Genomic DNA, 23,540 nt, shown 5'->3' with positions numbered 1-23,540 from the left:
TCAGTCGCTTTTGGGCTGGATTGTGTCGCTTCTGCCGTTGTTTTGCAGCGTTTTCGGATTGCCCTCGCGGCTGAACTGATAAATCAGATCGACCGCCTGATTGGCCCCGGAAACGGCCTCCAGGTACAGGTCGCGCCACAGGGTATACCGCAGGGTGAGCTCGGCAATCGGTGAAAATATCCCGACGCCGTAGCTGACCCGCAGCTTGTCGCTGAGCTGCCCGCTTACCGCGACCTGGCTGCTCTCGCCGGCGCCGGTGGTATCCAGGGTCAGATCATCAATGCCAAACGCCTCACCTACCGAGCCGACCGCGCCGCCGGCGCGCCCCAGGGACATACCGATGAGAGCGGTCGTCAGCGCCGTGTCCACGCCGCCGCCGGAGGCGTCCGGCGCACGACCGCGCAGCAGATAGGACAGTGCCCGGGTTTCATTCATGGCCGGTTCGGCAAAAATGGCAATATTGGGCTCGGCGGCAATGCCGGTAACCTTCACCCCGGCCACCACGTCATCTTCGGTGACCTCCGGGTTGCGGATGGCCTCGAAATCCAGCGACGGCAGCCCCGGCGGCCCGCTGAAATAGATCTTGCCCCGGCGGATTAACAGATCCTGGCCGAATGCCTTGAAGCGCCCGTCCACCAGGCTGACATCGCCGAAAAGCTGCAGCCCGCCGTTGTCCTGGCGCACTTCCAGCGAGCCGGCAAGGCCCGATTCCAGCCCGTAGGCGGCCAGCTGCATATCCTCGCCCAGCGTCACCGTCAGGCGTACGTCGGTGGCCATGCCGGCACTTTGCAGCTCGTCGGCGGCGCTTGGCGTATCAGGCTTTTCGGCGCGGCGCTTGGCTTTCTCGTCTTCGCGCTCGGTGATGATGACCTCATCGGCGCTGGGCGTTGTGGCCGATGCGGGGATCTCACCAACCTCCAGACGCGCCCAGGGTACATTGACGTCGCCACGCACTTGCAGCCGCTCGGGATTGATCCGAATGCGAATATCCGGCGAGGCTTCCAGCCGGCCAAACTGCGCCAGCGCCACCCGTAGCGGCGAGGGCGCGTCAAGATCGACGTTGACCCGCCAGGCATCGCCGCTGGGCCACGCAGCATCGCCGCTGATGTTCAAGCGCCCGCGCTCGGCGGCCAGAAAGCCGTCAATAGTGCCGCGTTCGCCGTTGAACGACACCTTGACTTCCCCGTCCGGGACGGTGACCGGAATATCCGGTCCGGCAACGTTGATTCCGGTGAGCTGCAGCGCGCCTTGCAGGTCGGGGTTTTGCGTTGAGCCGGCGATATTGATCCGGCCGTCAAGGCGGCCGGCCAGCTGCGACATGCCCACCACCAGCGGCCGGTAGGGAGTCAGCGAGATATCGTCCAGCGCCAGCGCCCCGCTCAGGCTACCGCTCCCCAGCGGGTCGTTCACGGTGACGTCCAGCCGGGCCTCGCCGGCTTCGGCAAAAGACAGCGTCACGTTGCCCCCCGCCTGCGCGGTATCGGCGCTGAGGTTGGCGTCAAGGGTCAGCCGCGGCAGCTCCACCGGCTGGCCGTAGTCGTTGCGTGCCGTGATCGAGGCGTCGCTGCGCACCTGGCCGCTTGCGGCAAAGCGCTCGCCGCCCGCCGACCAGGACGCTTCGATATCTGCGGTGGTATCGCCACTTAGCTGCCAGCCGTCGGGCAAAAACGGCTCGGCGGCATCCATGGGCACGTCGCGCAGAGCGAAAGCCGCCTGCCCTTTATCCGCCGAGGCCGTCAAAGGCTCGGATGAACACAGCGCGCCACCCTGGGCACGCCGCAAACAGAACGGCGACAGCCGAGCCTCGCCGGTGTTTATGGCGTAGCGAATGTCCAGCGGCGCTTCCAGGCGCACGTCACCGGCGCTGGCATCCGCGCGAAGCGTGGAAAGCGTGCCCTGATAGCGGCTGCGCGCCTGATCAAGGCCGCCGTTCAGCGCCAGACGCGCCCGGTTCAGCATGTCGTTGCCTTCACCGCCGCGGGCATCCAGCGTCAGCCGGTGCTTTGAGAGCTTGCCGGCAAGCTCAAGCACGACGTTTTCCAGCGACTGGCCGCCGGCCTGCAGGTCGGCAAGCTCGAGCGCTATGTCCATCGCCGGATCATCGATGCCGCGCACCTCGGCATCGAGGCGCAGCTGGCGCAGCCGGTTGCCGGCAAAACGGAGGGCATCGCCGCGCAGGTCGGCCTGGATCTGAGGCGCGGACACGCTGCCACGAGCGGTGACAGCCCCGGTCAGCGTGCCGGCCAGCTCGGTAGAAATGCTTTCCAACTCGCCAAGATTGATATCGGCGTCAAGGTCGAGCGCGTCCTGGCTTACCTGGCCGCTGGCGGTCAGCCGGTTGTTGCCCTGGGCAAACGCCAGCCGGCGAATGTTCATGTTCAGGCGGCTGTCGGCGTCAAGCGCGGCGTCGAGCGTCAGCGGATAGCCCTGCAGCGTGCCGTCAACGTTGATCCCCGGCACGTTAATCGTCCACTGATCGCCTGTCTGGCGCAGGTTGAATTCGGCGCTGCCGCTTAGTCGACCTTCCAGCGATTCAACAAACGTCTGCGGATTGATGTCCTCCAGCGCCAGGGTGGCCTCGGCATTGAACGGTGTTAGCCACTCGACCCGGCCGCGGCTTTGCAGGCGGCCGTCTCCGGTGTCCACTTCAAGCGGCGCCCAGGCAAAATGCGTGATATCGCCGCTGCCGGTGAGGGCTACGTTCGTTGGCGGCACGCTTGGCCCTTCGGCCTGAAACGTCAGTTTCGTCCGGTAGCCATCCAGGCTGCCGCTGGCGGAAAGATCCAGCGAGCGCAGCCGATACGGCGTGGCCTGCAACTGCGGCGCCGATTCAGATGCAGGGCCGGACTCGGCGCCGCGGGGCGGCAGCGGCCACTGCAGCGACTCGCTTTGCACCTGCAGCTCGAACGGTACGGTCGGGGCCAGGAGATTAGCATTGGCGGTAAAGCTTGCGTTGACCGTACCGCTGGCGTTGAGTTCGGCGTGCAGGTCGTCCAGCGCCCCGGAAAGCCCAAGGGTCAGCTCTTCGCCGCTAAGCTCAGGCATCAGCTCGGGCAAAAACAGCACGACGTGCAAGTCGGCCGACAGCGGATAGGTGCGGCTCAGCGTGGTACTTGCGTCCAGTCGGGCGCGGGCATCCGGCGTGACCAGATTGAACCGGGTGAGCGTTAGCTCATCGCCGTTGCCTTCAAGCCCTAAACGCAGTTCGTTGACCGTGTAGGCCGCCGCGCCGCTGACGACAAAGTCGTCGACCGCCAGCTGCTCCAGTGCGACGTTGATCGGCAGCTGTATCGCCGGCAGCTCGATGGGCGTACGCGCGGCAAGGGCTTCATCAAGAGGTCGCGCTTTTGTTGATGCGTCTTCGCCGGTATTCGGCGGCGCTTTCGAGGGTTTTTGCAGCGCCAGTGCGGCATCGATGCCTTCGGCGTAAAGCGGGGTATCCACGTTCCGGGTCAAGCGTACGCCGGGGCTGGGCGGCAAATAAAGCCGGGGCTTGTCCCACGTCGTGGGCGATACCGTGATCTGGTTGCCTTCGGCGTTGACCGCGGTCTCGAAATGCGCCCAGCTCAGGCGAGTGCCGTTACCCAGCTGCACGCTGACGTCGTCGAGCACCAGCTGGCGCAGCGCCACGGGAAACGGCAGGGCTACTGCGCCGGCCGATGCCGGCCGCTTTTCCGGTTCGGGCGGGGGTGCGCTGTTGTCCGACGGAGACAAGCGAATGTCCGCGCCTGCCACGCGCAGCGTATTCAGGCACAGCCGGCCGGAAAGCAGGCAGTCATCCGCCCAGGCCAGCTCAAACTCGTCGATCCGAGCCTGCACGCCGAACGCGTCCATGGCAAAGCCCTGCAGGCGAAACTCGTCGAGCAGCCCGCCCTGGTGCTGCTCGACGCTTATCAGGTCGCGTTTTTCTGCCTGGGAAAGCAAAAAGCCGGTACCGAACGGTGCAAGCACCAGCCCCAGCACAAGCATCAGCAAGGCCAAAAGCCACAGCGGCAGCCAAAAACAAAGGCGCAGCAGCGCCCAGGCAAAACCGCCGAGGCGCTGTTTGCCGTTCATCCGCCGGCGGCCGGCCGGCGTGGGGGAAGTATCAGGCACTACGCCTCCTAAAATTCCGGTCCGATGGAGAAGTGGATTCGCCAGCTGTCGTCGTCATCGTCAAACGGGTGGGCCACGTCAAAGCGCACCGGCCCTACCGGCGAGACCCAGCGCACGCCCAGCCCGGCCCCGGTTTTCAGATCATCCGGGGCCCAGCTGTCAAAGGCGTCGCCGGTGTCAACGAAGGCGGCCCCCCACCAGTTGCCGGTGACGTTACGCTGATATTCGGCGCTTGCGGTCACCATCTGCTGGCCGCCGCGCAGTTTTCCTTTGTCGTTGCGCGGCGCCAGGCTTTCATAGGAGTAGCCGCGCACGCTGTTGTCGCCGCCGGCGAAAAAGCGCAGCGACGGGGGAATCATGGCAAAGTCGTCGGTTTCGATGGCGCCGACGCCAAGACCGCCCACAAAGCGATTTTTCTCGCCCAGCGTGCGAATCCACTGGGTATCGCCGGTCAGGCGGAAAAACTGCGCGTCCGAGCCCCAGGCCGTATCCGAATACTCAAGCGAGAGCTGCTGGCGATCCCCCCAGACGGGAAAGCGCTGCTCGCGCGTGCGGGTGCGCGTCCATTGAATACCGGGATAGTAGATAAGGACTTTTTCGCTCTCGCCGCCCTGGGTGAAGTCTTCATAGGTGGTGCGCAGATACACCGACTGTACCCAGTCGTTGTCGAACTGCCAGCGGCGGGCCAGCTCCACGGTGCCTTCCAGGGAGTTGGTATCGCCGTCGTCGCGGTTTTTAATGCCGTACTGCAGGCGGTAGCTGTCGCGCAGCGGGTTGGCCAGCGGCACTTCGTAGACGCCGGAAAAACGCTGCTCGGGGCCCGACAGGTAAAGATCGTGGTTGAGGCTGTGGCCGTAGCGGTTGATCCAGGGCTGATCCCAGGAAAAGCGCAGGCGCGGCCCGACATCGGTGGCATAGCCTACGCCGGCTTCGAACTGGTGGCGCTTGGCCGGGGTCACCACGGCATCAATCGGCAGGCGGGTATTGCGGCGACGATGTAGTTGCATCGCGCTACCCAGCGCGCTACGTGCGAGCTGCTGCGTTTTGGCGGCGGTGCTGCCTGTGGCCTGATGCCACCAGCTTTGCCCTTGCGACGCCGGCGTTATGGCCAGCTCTTGAGCGCTATCCAGCCGGGGGCGCACCGTGACCGAGCCGAACCAGCCGGTTTCGGCCAGGCGCTGGTTATATTCAGCAATCGAGCGCGCCAGATACGGCTCGCCCGGCGCAAACGTGCGTATGGCCTCAAGCCGATCGGGCTGAATATGGCTACCGCTGATGACCACCTCGCCGAAGCGATAGCGCGGGCCGCTGTCGAAATCCAGATACAGCCGCGCGCTTTGCCGGTACGGACGCACTTCCATGCGCTGCTGCGCAAAACGCCAATCGAAATAGCCGCGCTCAAGCGCCTTTGCCGAAAGGCGACTGCTTAGCGTATCCCACGGGGCGTGGCGCAGCGGATCTCCCTGTGCCAATGGAAACGCCTCCACCGCGCGGCGAAACGGCGGGTCGTTGCGAGCGTCGCCTTCCAGATGAATCGCCAGGGTTTCAATTCGGACCTGCTCGCCGGGGGCCACCTTGATGCGCACGCTTTTTTTACCGCCCGGCTTTTTATCATCCTGCTGGCCGGGACGGTCCTTCGGCTGTGCGGGCGTGCCCTTTGTATCCACGGTGACGCTGATGTCAGGTTCATAATAGCCGTACACGCGCATGGCCTCGCCGCTGCGCCGCTTGATCTCGCTGGCCAAACGCTCAGGGGTGTATTCGGTAGCCTCTATGTTTTGCAGATACGCTTCGATGTTGGCCTTGACCTCGCCTTCAACACCGTCGATAGCGGTATCCAGAGCAAACGCCAGCGGCGCAACACAAAGCAGCGGCAGCGCTGCATAGCGCGCAATCCGGCCGGCATTATGGCGGTGGGGGGGTGGTTCCATCACGGGTATCCTGGGTGTTCTGATCGGTCAGGCGCGCATCGGCTAGCGCAGCATTTCCAGCTGGGCGCTGAGCGCCAGCTGCGACTGGCGTAGCTGGCGCACTTCGTTTTCCAGCGTATCAAGCCGCTGGCGAAAGGTGCCTGCGTCCGCGAAAAGCGTTTCCATGCGCTCACTGAGCCGCCGATGTTCGCTTTCCGCGCTGCGCTCCAGCGCCGCAAGCGATTCGCTAAGCGCAGTTAGCTGATCATCTCGCAGGCCGGCCGCCTCTTGTTGCTTTTTCACCTGCGTCAGCAGGGCTTCAATGGCATCGGCGGAGACCCTGTCATCGCTTGCCGGGATCAGCGTCAGCAGCTCGTCGCGGGTGGCGTTAAAGCGCATTGAGAGCTGCTCTTGCTCTTGGAACAGCGTGCGTACCTGCGCTTGTACCAAGGCTATCTTGTCTTGTACATCGCTGTCATCCGCGGCCAGCCGCGCGTGCAGGTTGGAGACTTCGCCGCTCACGCGCTCCAGCTCCCCCAACAGCCGCTCGCGCTCCAGCCAGGCGCCGCCGGCTAACGCCACCGTGGCTGCCGTCAGCGTGACGATCATCAGCCACAGCGGCCACAGGCGCGGCTTGGGCGGGCGCTGCCGCAGGTGCTGGGAACTCAGGCTCTGATCAACGTCAGGGACGATGCGCGAAAAGGCAGAGGCATCTGACATGGGCACTCCTTACGGCCATGGTGCGCTTTTCATGAAATAACCGGGCGTCAACAGGTCGCAAACACCGCTTCAGGGATCTGCACGCCGGCCAATACCCCGATAAAAAAGCCCGCAGCTTGCAACAAAGCCGGGATCATAAATATTGCGCCCGTCCAGTACCAGTTTAGCGCGTAACGTGCAGGCCAGGCGGTGCCAGTCCGGGTTCCAGTAGGTTTTCCACTCGGTTACCAGCATCAGCGCGTCGGCACCGTCGCACGCCTGGTACGGATCTGCGGTGAATGTCGTCAGGTCATCACGCTCACCGACGGCATCGAGCAGCGCGGGAATCGCGGCGGGATCGTGCAGCCTGACCTGCACTCCCTGGGCCCAGAGGGCTTCAAGCAGGGTGAGCACCGGGGCGTGGTCGATGCGTGCGGTGCCCGGCTTGAACGCCGCCCCCCAGATCGCGATGGTTTTGCCCTGCAGCTCGCCGCCGAAATGCGACCAAAGCTTGCGAAACAGGGTTTCTTTTTTCTGCTCGTTGATGTCCATGACCCGATCGAGCAGTGCCGAGGCGCGTCCGCTGGAGGACTGCACGTCGACCAGCCGCATCAGATCCCGGGAAAAGCTTGGCCCGCCAAAGCCGCAGCCCGGATAAAGGTATTCAAAGCCGATGCGCGTGTCAGCGCCCATGCCCTGGCGCACGTGCTCAACGTCAACGCCGAGGGTATCGGCCAGGCCGGCAATTTCATTCATATAGCTGATGCGAGTGGCGAGCATGCCGTTGATCGCAAGCTTGGTCAGCTCAGCGGCGCGGCGCGGCATCCGCTGAAATACCTCGCTGCGCCGGTTGAAGGCGCGCAGCAGCTCGCGCACCTGGCGCTCACCGTAAGGGTCGTCGCAGCCCAGCAGCCAGCGCGTGGGCCGGGTAAACGTCGCCCACGCGCGGCCTTCTTCCAGCATGTCGGGCAGGGCCACGCCGATGTGGGGGGCGCCCAGGCACTGCTCCAAACGCTCGGTTTCGCCCACGGGAAAGGTGGCGTTATTGACCAGCATCAGCCGTTCGTTGCCGTGAACCGCCGGCTGGCGCAAAAGCGCCCCGGCGTCTTCGCGCTGAGAAGGAGAAAGACCAAGCCAGAGCGTGTCCACGGCGGGAAGGGATTCGACGCTGTCCACCAGGGCAAGGTGCCCGTTGGCCAGGCTTTGCTCCAGCTGAGCGAAAAGCTGGGGCTCCCGGCGCAGCCAGTCGGCGTCTCGCAAGGTGGACCAGGGCTGATCGGCATGGGGCAGCCAGGTGACCCGGTGCCCTACCCAGGCCAACGCCGCCGCTGCGGTGGCCGCACTGAGTTCACTGCCATACACCAGCACTCGCACGGCTATGCTCCCCGGTAGCGCGCCATCAGGGCGCAAACGTCATCGCCCAGCGTCGGATGACGACGCCCGTAGGCCAGCGTGGCTTCCAGATAGCCAAGCGGCTGGCCGCAGTCATAGGTGACGCCCTGCATGCGGTAGGCCTGAACGCCGCGACGGCGGCGCAGCGACTCGATGGCGTCGGTCAGCTGGATCTCGTTGCCGGCGCCGGGCGCGGTGGCCGCCAGCAGCGGGAAAATTTCGCCGGGCAGCGCATAGCGGCCGATCACCGCCAGATTCGACGGCGCCTGCTCACGCGCGGGCTTTTCCACCACGCCGGCTACCGCCGCGGCCGCGCCGGGGGCCGGTATTGTGCCTGTCGGGGCGACGATGCCGTAACGCTCGACGTGTGCCCAGTCGACCTCTTCCACCATCAGCTGGGCCTGGCGGCTGTGCTCGAACGCCGCCAGCATGCCGCACAGATCGCTGCCCGCTGCGCCGCCGCGCTCGGCCTCATCGACCAGCACGTCCGGCAGCAGCACGGCAAAGGGCTCGTCGTCGCCGATGACCGGGCGCGCGCAGAGCACGGCATGCCCCAGCCCCAGCGGCTTGCCCTGGCGTACGCTGATGATATTAACGTCGTCAGGAATGATATCGCGGATGCTTTCCAGCAGCGCCTGCTTGCCCTTGGCCGCCAGGCTGGCCTCAAGCTCGGCGTGGGTGTCAAAGTGGTTTTCGATGGCACTTTTGCTGGCGCTGGTGACCAGCACAATCTCGCTGATACCGGCCGCTATGGCTTCTTCCACCACATACTGGATCACCGGGCGATCGACCACGGTGATCATCTCCTTGGGGATCGCCTTCGACGCGGGCAAACAACGTGTGCCGAATCCGGCGACGGGCAGTACAGCCTTGCGAATCATAGCGGTCCTTAATCGTGCTTACCGGTCATGCTTTCCGGTCCGTGAGTGAGTAGAATGATCATCATACACGACACACTGCCCACAAGGAGGCGCTACATGCACGCCAAAACCCAGGATGCCCCGCGCGGCAACGTCGACGCCGCGGAAGTTGCCAAGTTTGAAGCGCTGGCCGATCACTGGTGGGACCGCGAGGGCGACTTCAAGCCGCTGCACGACATCAACCCGCTGCGGCTGGATTTTATCGACGCCCGCGCCGGACTGGCCGGCAAGCGCGTGCTGGACGTGGGCTGCGGAGGCGGCATCCTGAGCGAGTCGATGGCCCACCGCGGGGCGCAAGTGACGGCGATCGACCTGGGCGAAGCGCCGCTGGAAGCCGCGCGGCGCCACGCCGAGGAAAGCGACGTGCGTATTGACTATCGGCACGTGGCAGTAGAAGCGCTCGCCGAGGAAATGCCCGGTCAGTTCGATGTGGTGACCTGCATGGAAATGCTGGAGCACGTGCCCGACCCGGCATCCATCATCGCCGCCTGCAGCCGCCTGCTGCGTCCGGGTGGGCAGGCATTTTTCTCGACGCTGAACCGCACGCCCAAGGCCCGAGCGCTGGCGATTGTCGGCGCCGAGTATATTCTCGGCCTGCTGCCCCGGGGCACGCACGACTACGCCAAGTTCATTCGCCCGTCGGAAATGGCCGCCTGGTGCCGGCAAAGCCGGCTGGACGTCAGCGAACAGACCGGCCTGACGTATAACCCGTTGACCCGGCGCTACCGGCTGGCGCCGCGCGATGTTTCGGTCAACTACATGATGGCCTGCCGTAAACAGGAAGACGAGGCGTGAGGCCTGCCCTGCCCAGAGCCGTTCTTTTCGACCTCGACGGCACGCTGGTGGATACCGCCCCGGACCTCGCCGCTGCCACCAACGCGCTGCGTCGCTATCACGGCCTTGATCCTTTGCCGTTTGACGTCATTCGCGGCCAGGTATCCAACGGCGGCAGCGCCCTGGTGACGCTGGCGCTGGGGCTTGGCGCTGATCATCCGGCCCACGATGGCGCACGCGCGGTGCTGCTGGCAGCCTATGAGCAGGCGCTTGCCATTCACAGCCGGGTTTTTGCACCGCTGGATCTCTGGCTTGCCGGCTGGCACCGCGAGCGGCGCCCCTGGGGAATTGTCACCAACAAGCCCCGGCGCTACGCCGCACCGCTGATCGAAACGCTGGCCCTGCGCCCCGGCGCGCTGCTGTGCGCTGACGATCTGCCGGTCAAAAAGCCTGCCCCGGAGCCGCTGTGGGAAGCCGCCAGGCAGCTGGCAATAAAGCCTGAAGACTGCTGGTACGTCGGCGACCACCTGCGCGATATGGAAGCCGCCAGAGCCGCAGGCATGACCGCCGTCGCCGTGGGCTACGGCTACATCGACGAACAGGACGACTACCGCCAGTGGCCGGCAGATCTCTGGTTTGACGACTGCGCGGCCCTGGTAAAAGCCCTGAGCGGCGCATAGCGCGAAGGCGCCGGCGCCGAGCCGGCGCCGGTGCTACTGGCGCGGCGGCTGAGCGTCGATCTTTTCGCCGCTGACGCCCTGGCTGTCCGGGCCCATCAGCCACAGGTAGGTGGGCATGATATCGTCAGGCGTGCGCAGCGCCTCTGGATCTTCGCCGGGAAACGCGGTGCGCCGCATCTGGGTGCGCGTAGCCCCGGGGTTTAGCGTATTGACGCGAATGGCGTGCTGATTTTCCATTTCATCGGCCAGCACTTCCATAAAGCCTTCGGTGGCAAACTTGGACACCGCATACGCTCCCCAGTACGCGCGCCCCTTGCGCCCCACCCCGGAAGACGTGAACACGACCGAGGCGTCGCTGGATTCCTTGAGCAGCGGCAGCAGCGCCTGGGTCATCCACACCGGGCCTGTGACGTTGACCTGCATGACCTGCGCCCAGAGCTCGGGGTTGTACTGCTCGAAAGGCGTGATGCGACCCAGCAGTCCGGCATTGTGCAAAATGCCGTCCAGACGCCCAAACTCCTGATAAAGCGTTTCGGCCATATCTAGATAGTCGCTGTGGGTGGCTCCTTCCAGGTTGAGCGGGAAAATCGCCGGCTGTGGCCCGCCGGCCTGCTCAATGGCGTCGTAGGTACTCTCCAGCTTGGCAATGGTGCGGCCCAGCAGAATAACGGTGGCACCGTGGCGGGCATAGGCCAGCGCCGCGGCGCGGCCGATGCCGTCCCCTGCCCCGGTCACCAGGATCGTGCGCCCTTGCAGCAGATCCGCTGCCGGCCGGTAGTCGATGTGACAGTGCATAATAATCCTTAAACGATAGGCAGTACTTGAAAACGGCGCGCCTTAATCGGCCGATTGGCGCAAATAGTCGCTGGCAAGCCCGGCGGCGCTGCTCTGCGGATAGTCTTGCTGAACCTGCTCAAGCAGCTCGCGGCTGCGCTCGATGTTTCCCTGCCGCGCTTTCATCAAGCCCAGCTTATACATGGCATCGGGCATTTTGCTGCTCTGGGTGTGCTGCTCGATCACCCGGGTAAAGGCCTGGTCGGCGGCGTCCAGCTGATCACCTGCGGCATACAGTTCCCCCAGCCAGTAATAGCCGTTGGGCGTCAGCCGGGTATCCGGATAGTCGCTGACAAACTGCTGAAACGCGGTAATGGCCTGATCAAACTCTCGGGCTTGAACGTGGGCAAAAGCCGTTTGATACGCCTTTTGCGCCTGCTTGTCAGCCGCCTGGCTGCTCTGCGCTGGGCGATCGCTTTGCCCGGCCGCGTCGCTTTTGGCCTGTGCGTCTGGCGCGGACGCCTCGTTTGCCGATGTTTCTGAGGTTGTCGATGCCTCTTGCGACGCCGCAGCCCCAGCGCCGGTGGTGTTGGCCAGCCGCTGATCAAGGTCCAGATAGCGCTTTTGCGACTGGCGGCGCAGCTTTTCCAACGCGTGGCGCAGCTCTTCAATGCCGCCGCGCAGCTCTTTTAGTTCGCGCTGCTGCTCTTGTATCTGATTGAAAAGCACCAGGCTGCCCGGCGAACGGCGCGTTTCGGTCTGGTCGTAAAACCCGTCCGGCGAGCCGGAAAGATGCTGGGCCGCCGGCTGCTGGGCCAGGGTACATACCGGCCAGACGGCAACGGCCAGCATCAGGCAGTGCAGTGGTCGCATCGACAGATGACTTGGTTTCATGAAGGCTCCTGGGCGCGATAAGAAACGGCCAAAAGGCCTGAACGCTAAGCGCTTTGGCGCCGCGTCTTAAGCTCGCTTAATAGGTGAACTCGACGCGGCGGTTTTTGGTATAGGCGGCTTCCCCCTGCCCGCGCGCTGCCGGGCGCTCTTCTCCATAGCTGACCACGTTTACCTGGGAGCCGGAAACGCCCTGCACGCGCAAAAAACGCTTGACGGCGTTGGCCCGGCGCTCGCCCAGCGCCAGGTTGTATTCACGCGTGCCGCGTTCATCGGTGTGGCCTTTCAGGATGATGCGGGTGTCGTCGTTGGCGCGCAGATAGCGGGCATGGGCCATGACCACGGATTCGTATTCGTCTTTAATGGTATCGCGGTCAAAGTCGAAATAGATAGTGCGTACCTCGGGGATACGCGCATCAGCCTGCTGACCGACCGCGCCGGTGCCTGAACCGTACTGGCTGCCGGTGCCGGTGCCGGCGCCTGCAGTGCCGGCAGCGGTGCTCTGGGCACTGCCACCGTAGGCGCTGTCATCATGGGTGGCGTTACCGGACGCCCCCGTTTGGGTCGCGCCGGTAGAGCAGCCGGCCACGGCCGCGATAGCCAGCGCCGCGGCAAGCGAGCGGGCCAGCGGCGTTAGCGAAGGCATGGATGCAAACATGGTGTCACTCCTGGGCTACAGTTTGATAAGGCAAAACGAGGGCTAGAAAAACGGTGACCACGCGGGCTCGCGCACGTCTCCCTGCGCTGCCGGCAAGCGAAACGATGCGCGGCCGTCGGCCGAGACCGCACTCAACACGCCTCGCCCGCCCTGCTGGGTGGCAAAGAGTACCATGGTGCCGTTGGGCGCAATACTTGGTGATTCATCGTGGGTGGTTTCGCTAAGGATCACCAGCCGGCCGGATTCTAGCGTCTGGCGCGCAATCTGATAGCCGTCCCGGGAACGGTGGACCATGAAAATTCGCTCACCGTCCGGCCCGAAGCGGCCCCGCGCGTTGTATTTGCCGGTGAAAGTCAGCCGTTCGGCGTGATCACGGGCCAGACGATAGCGATACAGCTGAGGGCCGCCGCTGCGGTCCGAGGTAAACAGCAGGCTGCGTCCGTCCGGGGCCCAGTCAGGCTCGGTATCGATGCTGGCATTGTGCGTCAGGCGCTGCAGGCTGCGGTTGGCCAGGTTCATCACGTAGATTTCCGGCTGGCCGTCCTTGGAAAGTGACATGGCCAGCTTACGCCCGTCCGGCGACCAGGCGGGGGCGCCGTTGATGCCCTCGAAATCGGTCAGTTTGATGCGCTCGCCGCTGGCCACCTGCTGCACGTAGATGGCCGGGCGCTGGCTTTCAAACGATACATAGGCCAGCTTTTCACCGTCCGGCGACCAGGCCGGTGACATGATCGGCTCGTCCGAGCGGAGCACCCGGCGGCCGTTATGGCCGTCAGCATCGGCCACGTAAAGCCCGTAATCGATGCGCTCGCCCACGCCTTTTGACGTCACGTAGGCAATACGGGTAGAAAACGCGCCGGGAATATCGGTGACGGCTTCAAAGACGGCGTCGCTGATGCGATGTGCTGCCCCGCGCAGGCTATTGCCGTTGGCGGTGATGCGCTCTTGCAGCATCGGCCGGCCGCCGCTGATGTCCAGCAAGTCGTAGGCAATCTGGTAGCCGCCGTCGGCGGATTCGGCGCGCCCGACCAGCAGGTAGCGCACGTCCAGCGAGCGCCACTCGCCAAAGGCAACATCGTCGGCGCGATGCGGACGGGCCAGCATGGCATCGCGGCCGAGTGGGGCAAAATAGCCGCTGCGTTTGAGATCATTTTGAACAATCTGTGCGACGTCTTCGGGCATGCCCTCGGCGCCGGCGAACGGCACTACGCCGATGGGCAAGGCCCTATCGCTGCCCCGGGTGATTTCGATGGTCAGGTTGGCGCTCGCCGCGCTGCTGAACAGTACGACAGCCAACAGCACGGCGATCTGCACAAACCGTGCGGCGCGGCACAGGGAAAGGTATCCTGGCGTTATCATCAGCGAATTTCTCCGGGTGTGAAACGTAGGTTGAATCGGCGCAGTTCAGCCTGCTGCGCCGGCGGCAGGTCGAGAAGCTCGGCAAACGGCGCGGCGGCTTCCACGGCCTGTACCGCTGCATTGTCGAAGCCGTCGCTACCGCTTGACTGCGCCACCGTCGCGGCCAGCACTTCGCCAGAGGGGCCCAGACGCACGCGGACCGTAGCACGCATGTGGTCGCCAGCCCGCGGTGGAATGCGCCAGGCCTGCTCGACGGCGCTGCGCACAACGGCGATAAAGCTGTTGGCGGCTTTTTCGGCCTGGCGCGCCTTGGCCGCGGCCTGTTGTTCGCCTTCAAGCTTACGCTGCAGCGCCGCTTCGGCGGCTTCCCGTTCGCGCTTTTGCTGCTCGGCGCGTTCCTTGGCCGCTTGCGCTTGCCGGCGTTTTTCTTCGGCTTCGCGCTTTTGGCGGGCTTTTTCGGCCTTTTCTTGGGCGGCTTGTTCCGCTGCGGCCTTTTCAGCCGCTTCGCGCTTGCGCCGGGCTTCGGCTTGGGCACGCTCTTTTTTGCGCTCGGCGGCTTCCCGGGCTTTTTGGCGTGCTTTTTCAGTACGGCGTTCGGCCTCGGCCCGGGCGCTGGCCTTGGCCTGTTCCAGCGCTTTTTGCTTGCGCTGTGTGGCCATGTCCCGGGCCTGGTCGATGATTTTTTGCTCCAGCTTTTGCTTCTGCTCTTTTGGCGGGGCTGGTTCGGACCTCGGCTCGGGCGCCGGTTTTGCTGGCTGATTGCCGGCAGCGGCCGGCGGCGCTTCAACCTGCTGGGCTTTATCGGTGCGGGTTTCAGTGCTGATCAGTCTCGCCTGGACAATAGCGGAAGACTCGGGCGTTGCTTCGCCCCGGGGCAGGGTCACCAGGCTCAGCGCCGCTACCCCCAGATGCAGCGCCACGGCCCATACCGTCGGCCAGAAATAGCGGTTGGCGGCGCGCTTACTCATCGCGACTCGGCTCGGACATCAGCCCGACGCTGGCCACGCCCGAGCGCTGCAGCGTCGTCATTAACGCCACTACCTGGCCGTAGGCGACGTGGCGATCGCCGCGCACCATGACCGGCGTTTCAGGGCGACGCTGTACGATAGCGCCGACGCGGCGGGAGAGTTCGTCAGCCGCAACGGCGCTGGTGTCCTCGCCCAGCGTGATGTAGTAGTCGCCGGCCTTGTCGACTGAGACAATCACCGGCTCGATGTTGTCCGGGGTGTCGATAGGCTCGGCGGACGCCTGGGGCAGCGCCACGTCAACGCCCTGATGGAGCATGGGGGCGGTAATCATGAAGATGACCAGCAGTACCAGCATCACGTCGATAAACGGTACCACGTTGATTTCCGCCATCGGGCGGCGCCGGCCGCGGCGATTGAAAGGTCCCTGCATGGAAATCTCCCGATTTAGCGGGCAGGGGCGTCACCGCGCCCCTGCAAATTGCGATGCAGTATGGCGTAGAACTCTTCGGCAAAGTTTTCGTACTCGCCCAGCAGGCGCGAGGCCCGGCTTGACAGGCGGTTATAGAAAATCACGGCGGGAATCGCTGCCAGCAGGCCCATGGCCGTGGCGATTAGCGCTTCGGCAATCCAGGGAGCGACCGTGGCAAGAGTGGCCTGTTGGGCCATGGAAAGCGATTGAAACGAGCCCATAATGCCCCACACGGTGCCGAAAAGGCCGATATAAGGGCTGGCCGAGGCAACCGTGGCGAGAAAAACCAGATGGCGGTTCAGGCGCTCTTCTTCACGCGACCAGGCTACGCGCATGCTGCGCTGCACGCCTTCCAGGACCGTATCGGCGCGCGGCGTTTTAGGCGCCAGGCGGTGAAATTCACGAAATCCGGCCTGAAAAATGTGCTCACTGCCCTGGCGGGCGTCATCGGCGGAAATATTGCCGTAGAGATCGTTAAGATCCACCCCGGACCAAAAGGTAGCCTCAAAGGCCTTGTGGGCTTTCCCGGCGCGGCGCAGGGCAAAGCTGCGCTGAAAAATAACCACCCAGGAAAACACCGAGCCGACGAGGAGCAGCAATATCACAAGCTGAACCACCGGGCTGGCGTTGGCGATCAAATGAGGGATGGACAGGGAGGTAGCGTTCACGGTCGTCCTCTTTCCAGGTGGTGAAAAGTGTGGTGCTGATCGGACCTGCAGCAGGCTTTAGGGTAACGCGTCTATACGCTGGCAGCGCTGAAAACGCCCGGCAGCGCGATATTTTCACGTTGCTTGTGCAATCCCGGCAAGCGCTTCCGGCCAGGCGCGCGGCCGCATACGGCGGGCGTCCAGGCAGGCAATCTCGACGTTGGCGCAGCACAGCTGGGTGTCGTCATGCCAGACTTCCTGAGCAAACGTCATGCGGCAGCGGCTCTGCGCTACCACGCTGGCGGTCACCGCCAGGGCGTCGTCAAGCCGGGCCGGACGGGCATAGTGGCAGTCCAGCCGGTAGACCACCAGCTGAATCTGCTCGGCCAGCAGCGAGGCTTGGGTAAAACCGCGCTCGCGCAGCCACTCGCTGCGGGCGCGCTCCATGAACTTGAGATAGTTGACGTAATAGACGATGCCGCCGGCGTCGGTGTCCTCAATATACACGCGCACCGGCAGCGTGAACGTATGGTGCTGATGCGTGTCCTGACAGCTCACGGGCGTACCTCCCCGGCCGCTTGTACGGCGTCTTCATGGGGCGCGCGGCCGAAGTGCGACCAGGCCTGGCGGGTTACCACGCGCCCGCGGGGCGTGCGCATCATTAGCCCCTGCTGAATCAAATAAGGCTCGATGACGTCTTCAATGGTATCGCGCTCCTCGCCGATGGCCGCTGCGAGGGAGTCCACGCCGACCGGACCGCCGTCAAACTTGTCCATCATGGCAAGCAACAGCCGGCGGTCCATATGATCCAGGCCGTGATGGTCGACGTTGAGCATGTTGAGCGCGGCGTCCGCGATGGCTACGTTGATATGCCCCTCGCCTTTGATATCGGCATAGTCGCGTACCCGGCGCAGCAGGCGGTTGGCAATGCGCGGCGTGCCACGCGAACGCCGGGCGATTTCCACCGCGCCGTCGTCGCTTGCCGCTACCTGCAAAAGCCTGGCCGAGCGCGTCACGATGGTGGCAAGCTCTTCCAGATTATAAAACTCCAAACGCTGAACGATACCGAAACGGTCGCGCAGCGGCGAAGTCAAAAGCCCGGCCCGGGTGGTGGCGCCCACCAGGGTAAAGCGCGGCAAATCAAGCTTGATCGAGCGCGCCGCGGGGCCTTCGCCGATCATGATATCCAGCTGGAAGTCTTCCATGGCGGGATACAGCACTTCTTCGACGACCGGCGAAAGCCGGTGAATTTCGTCGATAAACAGCACATCCCCCGGCTCCAGATTGGTTAAAATCGCGGCCAGATCGCCGGCACGCTCAAGCACCGGCCCGGAGGTGGACTTGAGCCCCACGCCCATTTCCGCGGCGATGATGTTGGCCAGCGTGGTTTTGCCAAGCCCGGGCGGGCCAAACACCAGGGTGTGATCCAGACTTTCTTCGCGCAGCCGCGCGGCCCCGATAAAAATTTCGAGCTGTTCACGCACCCGGGGCTGGCCGATGTAATCGGCAAGATGCCGCGGGCGGATGGCATGGTCGATTTTGATATCGCCCTGTTCGGGTTCGGCGGCAATCAGCCGGTCATGCTCGATCATAAAGACGCTCTACTTATGAAGGATGGCGCAGGCAAGCGCCGGCGTTAGCGGCCCATTCGCCGGGTCAGCGCCGCTTTGATCAGTGCTTCGGTGGTCTGGCCGGGATCCAGATCGGCAAGCATTTTGGCCGCTTCGCCGGGTTTGTATCCCAGGCTGATAAGCGCCGCTTCGGCCTCGGCGAGCGTGTCTTGGCAAACGGATGCGGCGGCCTCCAGCGGCAGCGGTGACGCCCCCTGCTGCCATTCGGGAAAGCGATCACGCATTTCGATGATCAGCCGTTCGGCGGTTTTCTTGCCGACCCCGGGCAGTTTGGTCAGCGCCTTGGCATCGTCGTCGTGTACGCAGCGCATGAACGCATCTTCGTCCATCCCCGAAAGGATCGCCAGCGCCAGTTTGGGGCCCACTCCGTTGACTTTGATCAGCGCGCGAAACAGCGCCCGCTCGCCTTCACGAATGAATCCGTACAGCAGGTGGGCATCGTCACGCACGGTCAGATGGGTGTAGAGCACGACGGTTTCGCCCACGGCCGGCAGCGCGACCAGCGTGGTCATCGACGCCTCGATTTCATAGCCGACGCCGCTGACGTCAAGCAACAGCCAAGGCGGCTGTTTTTCCTGAAGCTGCCCGGTCAAACGTCCGATCATGATATGCGTCCTGTATTCACTGCGTTATCCAGCGCGTTTTGCGCTACAGCCGCCAGCGTCCGCTGCGCCGGCGCGCGCTGCGAGAAGAGCTGACGGGCACCTGGCCGCTTTGAGCGTAGGCATGGGTCAGCGCAATCGCCAACGCATCGGCGGCGTCTTCCTGGGGTGTGGCGGAAAGGCGCAGCATTGCCGTTACCATGTGCTGCACCTGTGTTTTATCCGCCCCGCCCTGGCCGGTGACGGCCTGTTTTACCTGGCGGGCGGCGTATTCGGCCACTGCCAGGCCGTGGTTGGCCAAGCATACCAGAGCGCTTCCGCGGGCCTGGCCCAGCTTGAGCGCAGAATCGGGGTTTTTGGCCAGAAATACGCGCTCGATGGCGGCATCGTCCGGACGGTACTCGCTGGTAACGTTGGCAAGTCCTGCGTAAATGCGTGCCAGGCGCTGCTCAAGTGCCCCGTCTCCGGTACGGATGCAGCCGCTTGCCACGTAGCGCGGCTTGCCGTTTAGCACATCGATCACGCCATAGCCGGTGATCCGCGAGCCGGGGTCAACGCCCAATAGGCGCAGGGTCGGCGTGCTGGCCTGCGGCGCGGCAGATGTCATGGCACGTCTCCTGTCGGGTATCTTGCCTTGCAAGACAAAAACACCGGCGCCCGTGGGCGCCGGCGCAGGCGGTTTACGCTCAGCCGCGCGTGGCCTATTCCGCCGTATTATCGGCCTTGGCCTTGTGGCGCAGGCGAATGTTGAGGTCTTTGAGCTGCTCGGACGTTACCGCACCGGGCGCATCGGTCATCAGGCAAGCCGCACTCTGGGTTTTGGGGAAAGCGATGACTTCGCGAATGGTGCTGGCGCCGGTCATCAGCATCACCAGCCGGTCAAGACCGAAGGCCAGGCCGCCGTGGGGCGGCGCGCCGTACTGCAGCGCGTCCAGCAGAAAGCCGAACTTCTCCTGCGCTTCTTCTTCACCGATCCCCAGGATGTCGAGCACCGTGCGCTGCATCTGCTGGTCGTGGATACGGATCGAGCCGCCGCCGAGCTCGGTGCCGTTGAGCACCATGTCGTAGGCGCGGGACAGTGCCCGGGCCGGATCAGCCTTGAGCTCGTCAGGGGTACAGGCCGGCGCGGTGAACGGGTGGTGCAGCGGGCTCAAGCGGCCGTTGCCGTCGGTTTCAAACATGGGAAAATCGACGACCCACAGCGGCGCCCAGTTTTGGGTATACAGGTCGAGATCGCCCCCCAGGCGCACACGCAGCGCACCGATGGCTTCGTTAACCACGCTGGCCTTGTCGGCACCGAAGAAGATGATATCGCCGTCCTTTGCGTCCAGACGGTCGAGCAGGTCTTCGATGATGGTGTCCATGAACTTGACGATGGGCGACTGCAGCCCGTCAATGCCCTTGGCACGCTCGTTGACCTTGATCCAGGCCAGCCCCTTGGCGCCGTAGATGCCCACAAAGCGGGTGTACTCGTCGATGGCCTTGCGCGAAAGCGACGCGCCGCCGGGTACCTTGAGCGCGGCCACGCGGCCGTCGTCGTCGTTGGCCGGCCCGGAGAACACCTTGAAGTTGACGTCTTTCATCAAATCGTCAACGTCGGTGAGCTCCAGCGGAATGCGCAGGTCGGGCTTGTCCGAGCCGAAGCGGCGCATGGCCTCGTGCCAGGTCATGCGCGGAAACTCGGGCAGCGAGACGTCGAGCACCTCGGCAAACAGCTGGCGAATCATGGACTCGGTGATGCCCATGATATCGCCCTCTTCGACAAAGGACGCCTCGATATCAATCTGGGTAAATTCCGGCTGGCGGTCGGCGCGCAGGTCTTCGTCGCGGAAGCACTTGGCGATCTGGTAGTAGCGGTCAAGCCCCGACACCATCAGCAGCTGCTTGAACAGCTGGGGCGACTGGGGCAGCGCGAAAAACTCGCCCGGGTGCGTACGGCTGGGCACCAGGTAGTCCCGCGCGCCTTCCGGCGTGGCCCGGGTCAGCACCGGCGTTTCAATATCGAGAAAGCCTTCCTTTTCCAGAAACGCGCGCACGCTGTGAGAAATACGCGAACGCAGGCGCAGCTTGTCGATCATGTCCGGGTGGCGCAGATCAATGTAGCGGTGCTTGAGGCGAACTTCTTCGCCTACCTTGCCGTGCTCGTCAAGCTGGAACGGCGGCGTGGCGGCAGTGTTGAGGATTTCGACGTCTTTTGCCAGCACTTCGATCATGCCGGTGGGCATATCCGGGTTCTGCGTGCCTTCCGGGCGCAGGCGCACCAGACCGGTAAGACGCAGCACGTATTCACTGCGCGAGCGGTCGGCGTTGGCGAACGCATCGGCGGTATCGGGATCGACCACGAACTGGGCGATGCCATCGCGATCGCGCATGTCGAGGAAAATGACCCCGCCGTGATCGCGGCGACGATGTACCCAACCGCAAACGGTAACCGTTTGATCCACCCATGTTTCGTTCAGCTGGCCGCAATAATGGCTGCGCATGTCAAATCCTGTTGTGTTACGTGGCAAATGAGTACGTAGAAAATCAGTACGTAGAGAGTAAGTACGGAAAATGGATCCGTGGCAAAGTAAGGTGCCGGGCACCGAGCGCCGGCCGGCGCCGTTGCGTATTCGCCTGCCTGCCGGGTAGCAAGCAAACGCCTAAGCGCCTATTGTCAAAGCGAGCATTATACCCTTTTGTTACCCTTGGCGAGCAAGGCCATCCGCGTAAAAGGCCACCGGCGCAAAGCGCCCGCTGCTTAGCAGGCGCTCCATTTGCATGGCGCGCCGATTACCACTGACACGGAGACCACCATGACCCATGCCGTAATGCTGGATGCCCAAAGTTTAGGACCAGCCGTTGATTTAACGCCTGTGCGTCAGCAGGTTGATCGCTTAACGGTATATGACAAAAGTACGGCGCAAAACGCCGCCGGCAGGCTGGCCGATGCCGATATTGCTATTGTCAACAAAGTCGTACTGAACGCACAGACGCTGGCGGCTCTGCCGCAGCTTAAACTGATCTGCGTGCTGGCAACGGGGCTTAACAACGTGGACCTTGACGCCGCGCGGGAACGGCGCATTGCCGTTAAAAACGTGGCCGGGTATGGCACCCGTAGCGTATCTCAGCACACCATGATGCTGATGCTGGCGCTTGCCCATCGCCTGCCCCGCTACCAGCGCGACGTTGCCGGCGGCGAATGGCAGCGCAGCGACTTTTTTTGCCTGCAGGATCACCCCACGCTGGAGCTGACGGGCAAACACCTGGTGGTAGTGGGCCAGGGCGAACTGGGCCGCGCCGTGGGCAGGCTGGCACAGGCGTTTGGTATGCGCGTCAGCTTTTGTGCCCGTCCGGGAAACAATGCCGATGACGCCCGCCCTACGCTGGATGCGCTGCTTCCTCAGGCGGACGTGCTCAGCCTTCACTGCCCGCTGACCGACGCTACGCGCCACCTGATCGATGAAGATGCGCTACGGCGGGCCAAATCCTCGCTGCTGCTGATCAACTGCGCCCGGGGCGGCATCATTGACGAACATGCCGCGCTCAGCGCTCTGCGCGAAGGCCGGCTGGGCGGGCTGGGCGTGGATACCCTGCCGCAGGAGCCGCCCTGTGACGGCCATGCGCTGCTGGACGCCCTTGAGGAGCCGCTGAACTTGATTGTCACGCCTCATAACGCCTGGATAACGCCCGAGGCGCGGCAAAAAATTGTGGCATTGACTGCCGAGAACCTTGCTGCATGGCGCCCGTCATAAGCCGGCCTTGGCGCGCCAAGCCCCTGGCGCGCCGAATTTTAGCGAGTTGTGAAATCTGCCGGCGCGCGCTCCTCGGCCGGCACGTCTCGCGATTCAAATTCAACGTGGGTGACATGGGCAGCGGGCGGGCCCTGCCATAGCCACTCGCACAGTTCGGCAAGTGCCTCGCGACGGCCGTACATAACCACCTCAACGCGGCCGTCTGCCAGGTTTATCGCGTGGCCGGTAATCTGGCGCAACAGCGCCTGCGCCTGGGTCGCCCGGCGAAACCCTACGCCTTGTACCTTGCCGGTCACCGTTGCTTTGTAACACTGTGTCATGGACCGTGTCATGGCAGCCCTCCTTGGTGTTTGAAAGGAACAAAATCAGTGTTGAAAACGACGTTAGTTTTGAAAACGACGTTAGTGTTGAACCAGCTCGCGCTTGACCAGCACGGCGGTATTGCGCGGCAGCAGCGAATGGCCGCGCCGCAACAGCAAGGCGCGCGTAAAGGCCGCGCCAAACAAAAGTATAAGAGACGAATAATAGACCCACAGCAAAATCATAACGACCGAGCCTGCCGCACCGTAGGTTGATGCCGTGGCGGTATACGTCAAATACAGCGCAATCACGCTACGTCCGAGAGTAAACAGCACGGCTGTTACTATTGCGCCGATCAACACGTCTTTCCACCGCAGTATCACATCGGGTAATACTTTGAAAATTGTGGCAAACAGCAGGGTCACCACGGCCAGTGATACCAGCGCCTCAACGCCTTGCGTCAAAAGTGCGGCGTACGGGAACAGATAATTGGCGGCATGCAGCATGGCGCTGACTACTACGCCCAAGACCAGTGAAACCAGCAGGGTAAAGCCGATGGATAGCACCACCGTCAGCGACAGCAGTCGATTTTTAATGAAAATCAACAAACTGTTGGTGGTAGGTTTAGCGGTAACGCCCCAGATTGTATTGAGTGAAAACTGCATCTGAGCAAAAACGGTGGTTGCCCCGATGAGCAACGTGCCGATGCCTAGCAGCGTGGGCAAAATACCGGCCTGTTCAATGCGCGACTGGGCCACTGCCTGCTCAATGGCCTTTGCCACCTCCGGACCAAGCGTATCCTGCAGCTGCGTGACGATCTGCCCCTGGGCGGCTTCTGGCCCCATCACCACGCCGATGACGGTCACGGCGATAATCATGGTAGGTGCCAGAGAAAACAGCGTGTAAAACGCCAGCGATCCGGCATAGCTGAAAGCGTTACGTGCCAGCCATACGCTGACGGCGTCTTGCAACACGTTGACCCAGAAGAGAATCGTGCGTTTCATTACCTACCTTCCTGTGGTTGTGTATCGTGTGCC

Annotated in this window: 22 protein-coding genes; 3 read left to right on the top strand and 19 right to left on the bottom strand. The window is 63.6% G+C overall.

Going from position 1 to position 23,540, the window contains the following annotated elements; all coding sequences use genetic code 11:
* From tamB to ACZ415_RS10900, 5 genes are all read right to left on the bottom strand, one after another.
* Complete coding sequence (gene tamB, locus ACZ415_RS10920; RefSeq protein ID WP_344704704.1) at nucleotides 1–4,095, bottom strand: autotransporter assembly complex protein TamB; 4,095 nt, start codon at nucleotides 4,093–4,095, stop codon at nucleotides 1–3.
* A gap of 8 nt (nucleotides 4,096–4,103) precedes the next feature.
* A complete protein-coding gene (tamA, locus tag ACZ415_RS10915; protein WP_344704703.1) occupies nucleotides 4,104–6,026 on the bottom strand; it encodes an autotransporter assembly complex protein TamA in 1,923 nt (640 codons plus the stop codon).
* A 42-nt stretch (nucleotides 6,027–6,068) separates the two neighbouring features.
* Complete coding sequence (locus ACZ415_RS10910) at nucleotides 6,069–6,725, bottom strand: hypothetical protein (RefSeq protein ID WP_344704702.1); 657 nt, start codon at nucleotides 6,723–6,725, stop codon at nucleotides 6,069–6,071.
* A gap of 69 nt (nucleotides 6,726–6,794) precedes the next feature.
* Nucleotides 6,795–8,078 (bottom strand): nucleotide sugar dehydrogenase, encoded by a 1,284-nt coding sequence (locus ACZ415_RS10905; RefSeq protein WP_344704701.1) that lies wholly within the window; start codon nucleotides 8,076–8,078, stop codon nucleotides 6,795–6,797.
* A 2-nt stretch (nucleotides 8,079–8,080) separates the two neighbouring features.
* Nucleotides 8,081–8,977, bottom strand: a complete 897-nt coding sequence (locus ACZ415_RS10900) for a UTP--glucose-1-phosphate uridylyltransferase (RefSeq protein ID WP_344704700.1) — start codon at nucleotides 8,975–8,977, stop codon at nucleotides 8,081–8,083.
* Between the two features lie 96 nt (nucleotides 8,978–9,073).
* Between ACZ415_RS10900 and ubiG the strand changes: the two genes are divergently transcribed.
* Both ubiG and ACZ415_RS10890 read left to right on the top strand, forming a co-directional pair.
* The gene (gene ubiG, locus ACZ415_RS10895) at nucleotides 9,074–9,811 is read left to right on the top strand and encodes a bifunctional 2-polyprenyl-6-hydroxyphenol methylase/3-demethylubiquinol 3-O-methyltransferase UbiG (RefSeq protein ID WP_344704699.1); all 738 of its coding nucleotides are present in this window, start codon (nucleotides 9,074–9,076) and stop codon (nucleotides 9,809–9,811) included.
* Complete coding sequence (locus tag ACZ415_RS10890) at nucleotides 9,808–10,470, top strand: HAD-IA family hydrolase (RefSeq protein WP_344704698.1); 663 nt, start codon at nucleotides 9,808–9,810, stop codon at nucleotides 10,468–10,470. The genes ubiG and ACZ415_RS10890 overlap by 4 nt, the downstream gene beginning before the upstream one ends.
* A gap of 33 nt (nucleotides 10,471–10,503) precedes the next feature.
* On the opposite strand, the gene ACZ415_RS10885 is transcribed toward ACZ415_RS10890, so the two are convergent.
* The 12 genes from ACZ415_RS10885 to aspS form a co-directional block, all read right to left on the bottom strand.
* On the bottom strand, nucleotides 10,504–11,265 hold the full coding sequence (locus ACZ415_RS10885) for a YciK family oxidoreductase (RefSeq protein ID WP_344704697.1): 762 nt from the start codon (nucleotides 11,263–11,265) through the stop codon (nucleotides 10,504–10,506).
* Between the two features lie 42 nt (nucleotides 11,266–11,307).
* On the bottom strand, nucleotides 11,308–12,138 hold the full coding sequence (gene ybgF, locus ACZ415_RS10880) for a tol-pal system protein YbgF (protein WP_344704696.1): 831 nt from the start codon (nucleotides 12,136–12,138) through the stop codon (nucleotides 11,308–11,310).
* Between the two features lie 76 nt (nucleotides 12,139–12,214).
* On the bottom strand, nucleotides 12,215–12,793 hold the full coding sequence (pal, locus tag ACZ415_RS10875) for a peptidoglycan-associated lipoprotein Pal (protein ID WP_344704695.1): 579 nt from the start codon (nucleotides 12,791–12,793) through the stop codon (nucleotides 12,215–12,217).
* A 42-nt stretch (nucleotides 12,794–12,835) separates the two neighbouring features.
* Nucleotides 12,836–14,152, bottom strand: a complete 1,317-nt coding sequence (tolB, locus tag ACZ415_RS10870) for a Tol-Pal system beta propeller repeat protein TolB (protein ID WP_344704694.1) — start codon at nucleotides 14,150–14,152, stop codon at nucleotides 12,836–12,838.
* A complete protein-coding gene (tolA, locus tag ACZ415_RS10865; RefSeq protein WP_344704693.1) occupies nucleotides 14,152–15,120 on the bottom strand; it encodes a cell envelope integrity protein TolA in 969 nt (322 codons plus the stop codon). The genes tolB and tolA overlap by 1 nt, the downstream gene beginning before the upstream one ends.
* Nucleotides 15,113–15,550, bottom strand: coding sequence for a protein TolR (gene tolR, locus ACZ415_RS10860; RefSeq protein ID WP_344704692.1), 438 nt, complete (start codon nucleotides 15,548–15,550; stop codon nucleotides 15,113–15,115). Before tolR ends, tolA begins: the two co-directional genes overlap by 8 nt.
* A gap of 14 nt (nucleotides 15,551–15,564) precedes the next feature.
* Nucleotides 15,565–16,257, bottom strand: a complete 693-nt coding sequence (gene tolQ, locus ACZ415_RS10855) for a protein TolQ (protein WP_344704691.1) — start codon at nucleotides 16,255–16,257, stop codon at nucleotides 15,565–15,567.
* Between the two features lie 114 nt (nucleotides 16,258–16,371).
* On the bottom strand, nucleotides 16,372–16,794 hold the full coding sequence (gene ybgC / locus ACZ415_RS10850) for a tol-pal system-associated acyl-CoA thioesterase (protein ID WP_344704690.1): 423 nt from the start codon (nucleotides 16,792–16,794) through the stop codon (nucleotides 16,372–16,374).
* On the bottom strand, nucleotides 16,791–17,828 hold the full coding sequence (gene ruvB / locus ACZ415_RS10845; RefSeq protein WP_344704689.1) for a Holliday junction branch migration DNA helicase RuvB: 1,038 nt from the start codon (nucleotides 17,826–17,828) through the stop codon (nucleotides 16,791–16,793). Before ruvB ends, ybgC begins: the two co-directional genes overlap by 4 nt.
* A gap of 44 nt (nucleotides 17,829–17,872) precedes the next feature.
* Nucleotides 17,873–18,472, bottom strand: coding sequence for a Holliday junction branch migration protein RuvA (ruvA, locus tag ACZ415_RS10840; RefSeq protein ID WP_344704687.1), 600 nt, complete (start codon nucleotides 18,470–18,472; stop codon nucleotides 17,873–17,875).
* A gap of 43 nt (nucleotides 18,473–18,515) precedes the next feature.
* The gene (gene ruvC / locus ACZ415_RS10835) at nucleotides 18,516–19,076 is read right to left on the bottom strand and encodes a crossover junction endodeoxyribonuclease RuvC (protein WP_344704686.1); all 561 of its coding nucleotides are present in this window, start codon (nucleotides 19,074–19,076) and stop codon (nucleotides 18,516–18,518) included.
* 94 nt (nucleotides 19,077–19,170) lie between these two features.
* Nucleotides 19,171–20,952 carry an aspartate--tRNA ligase gene (gene aspS, locus ACZ415_RS10830; protein WP_344704685.1) on the bottom strand — a complete coding sequence of 594 codons (1,782 nt, stop codon included), beginning with the start codon at nucleotides 20,950–20,952 and terminating at the stop codon, nucleotides 19,171–19,173.
* Nucleotides 20,953–21,264: 312 nt separating this feature from the next.
* Here aspS and ACZ415_RS10825 point away from each other — a divergent pair, with 312 nt between their 5' ends.
* Complete coding sequence (locus ACZ415_RS10825; RefSeq protein ID WP_344704684.1) at nucleotides 21,265–22,203, top strand: D-2-hydroxyacid dehydrogenase; 939 nt, start codon at nucleotides 21,265–21,267, stop codon at nucleotides 22,201–22,203.
* A 38-nt stretch (nucleotides 22,204–22,241) separates the two neighbouring features.
* On the opposite strand, the gene ACZ415_RS10820 is transcribed toward ACZ415_RS10825, so the two are convergent.
* Both ACZ415_RS10820 and ACZ415_RS10815 read right to left on the bottom strand, forming a co-directional pair.
* Nucleotides 22,242–22,535, bottom strand: coding sequence for an acylphosphatase (locus tag ACZ415_RS10820; RefSeq protein ID WP_344704683.1), 294 nt, complete (start codon nucleotides 22,533–22,535; stop codon nucleotides 22,242–22,244).
* Between the two features lie 69 nt (nucleotides 22,536–22,604).
* On the bottom strand, nucleotides 22,605–23,507 hold the full coding sequence (locus ACZ415_RS10815) for a YihY/virulence factor BrkB family protein (protein WP_344704682.1): 903 nt from the start codon (nucleotides 23,505–23,507) through the stop codon (nucleotides 22,605–22,607).
* Between the last annotated feature and the right edge of the window lie 33 nt (nucleotides 23,508–23,540).

This window comes from Halomonas cibimaris, assembly GCF_055379665.1.
Note: the sequence above shows the minus strand (reverse complement) of the source record. Positions and strands in the feature narration are given on the sequence as shown.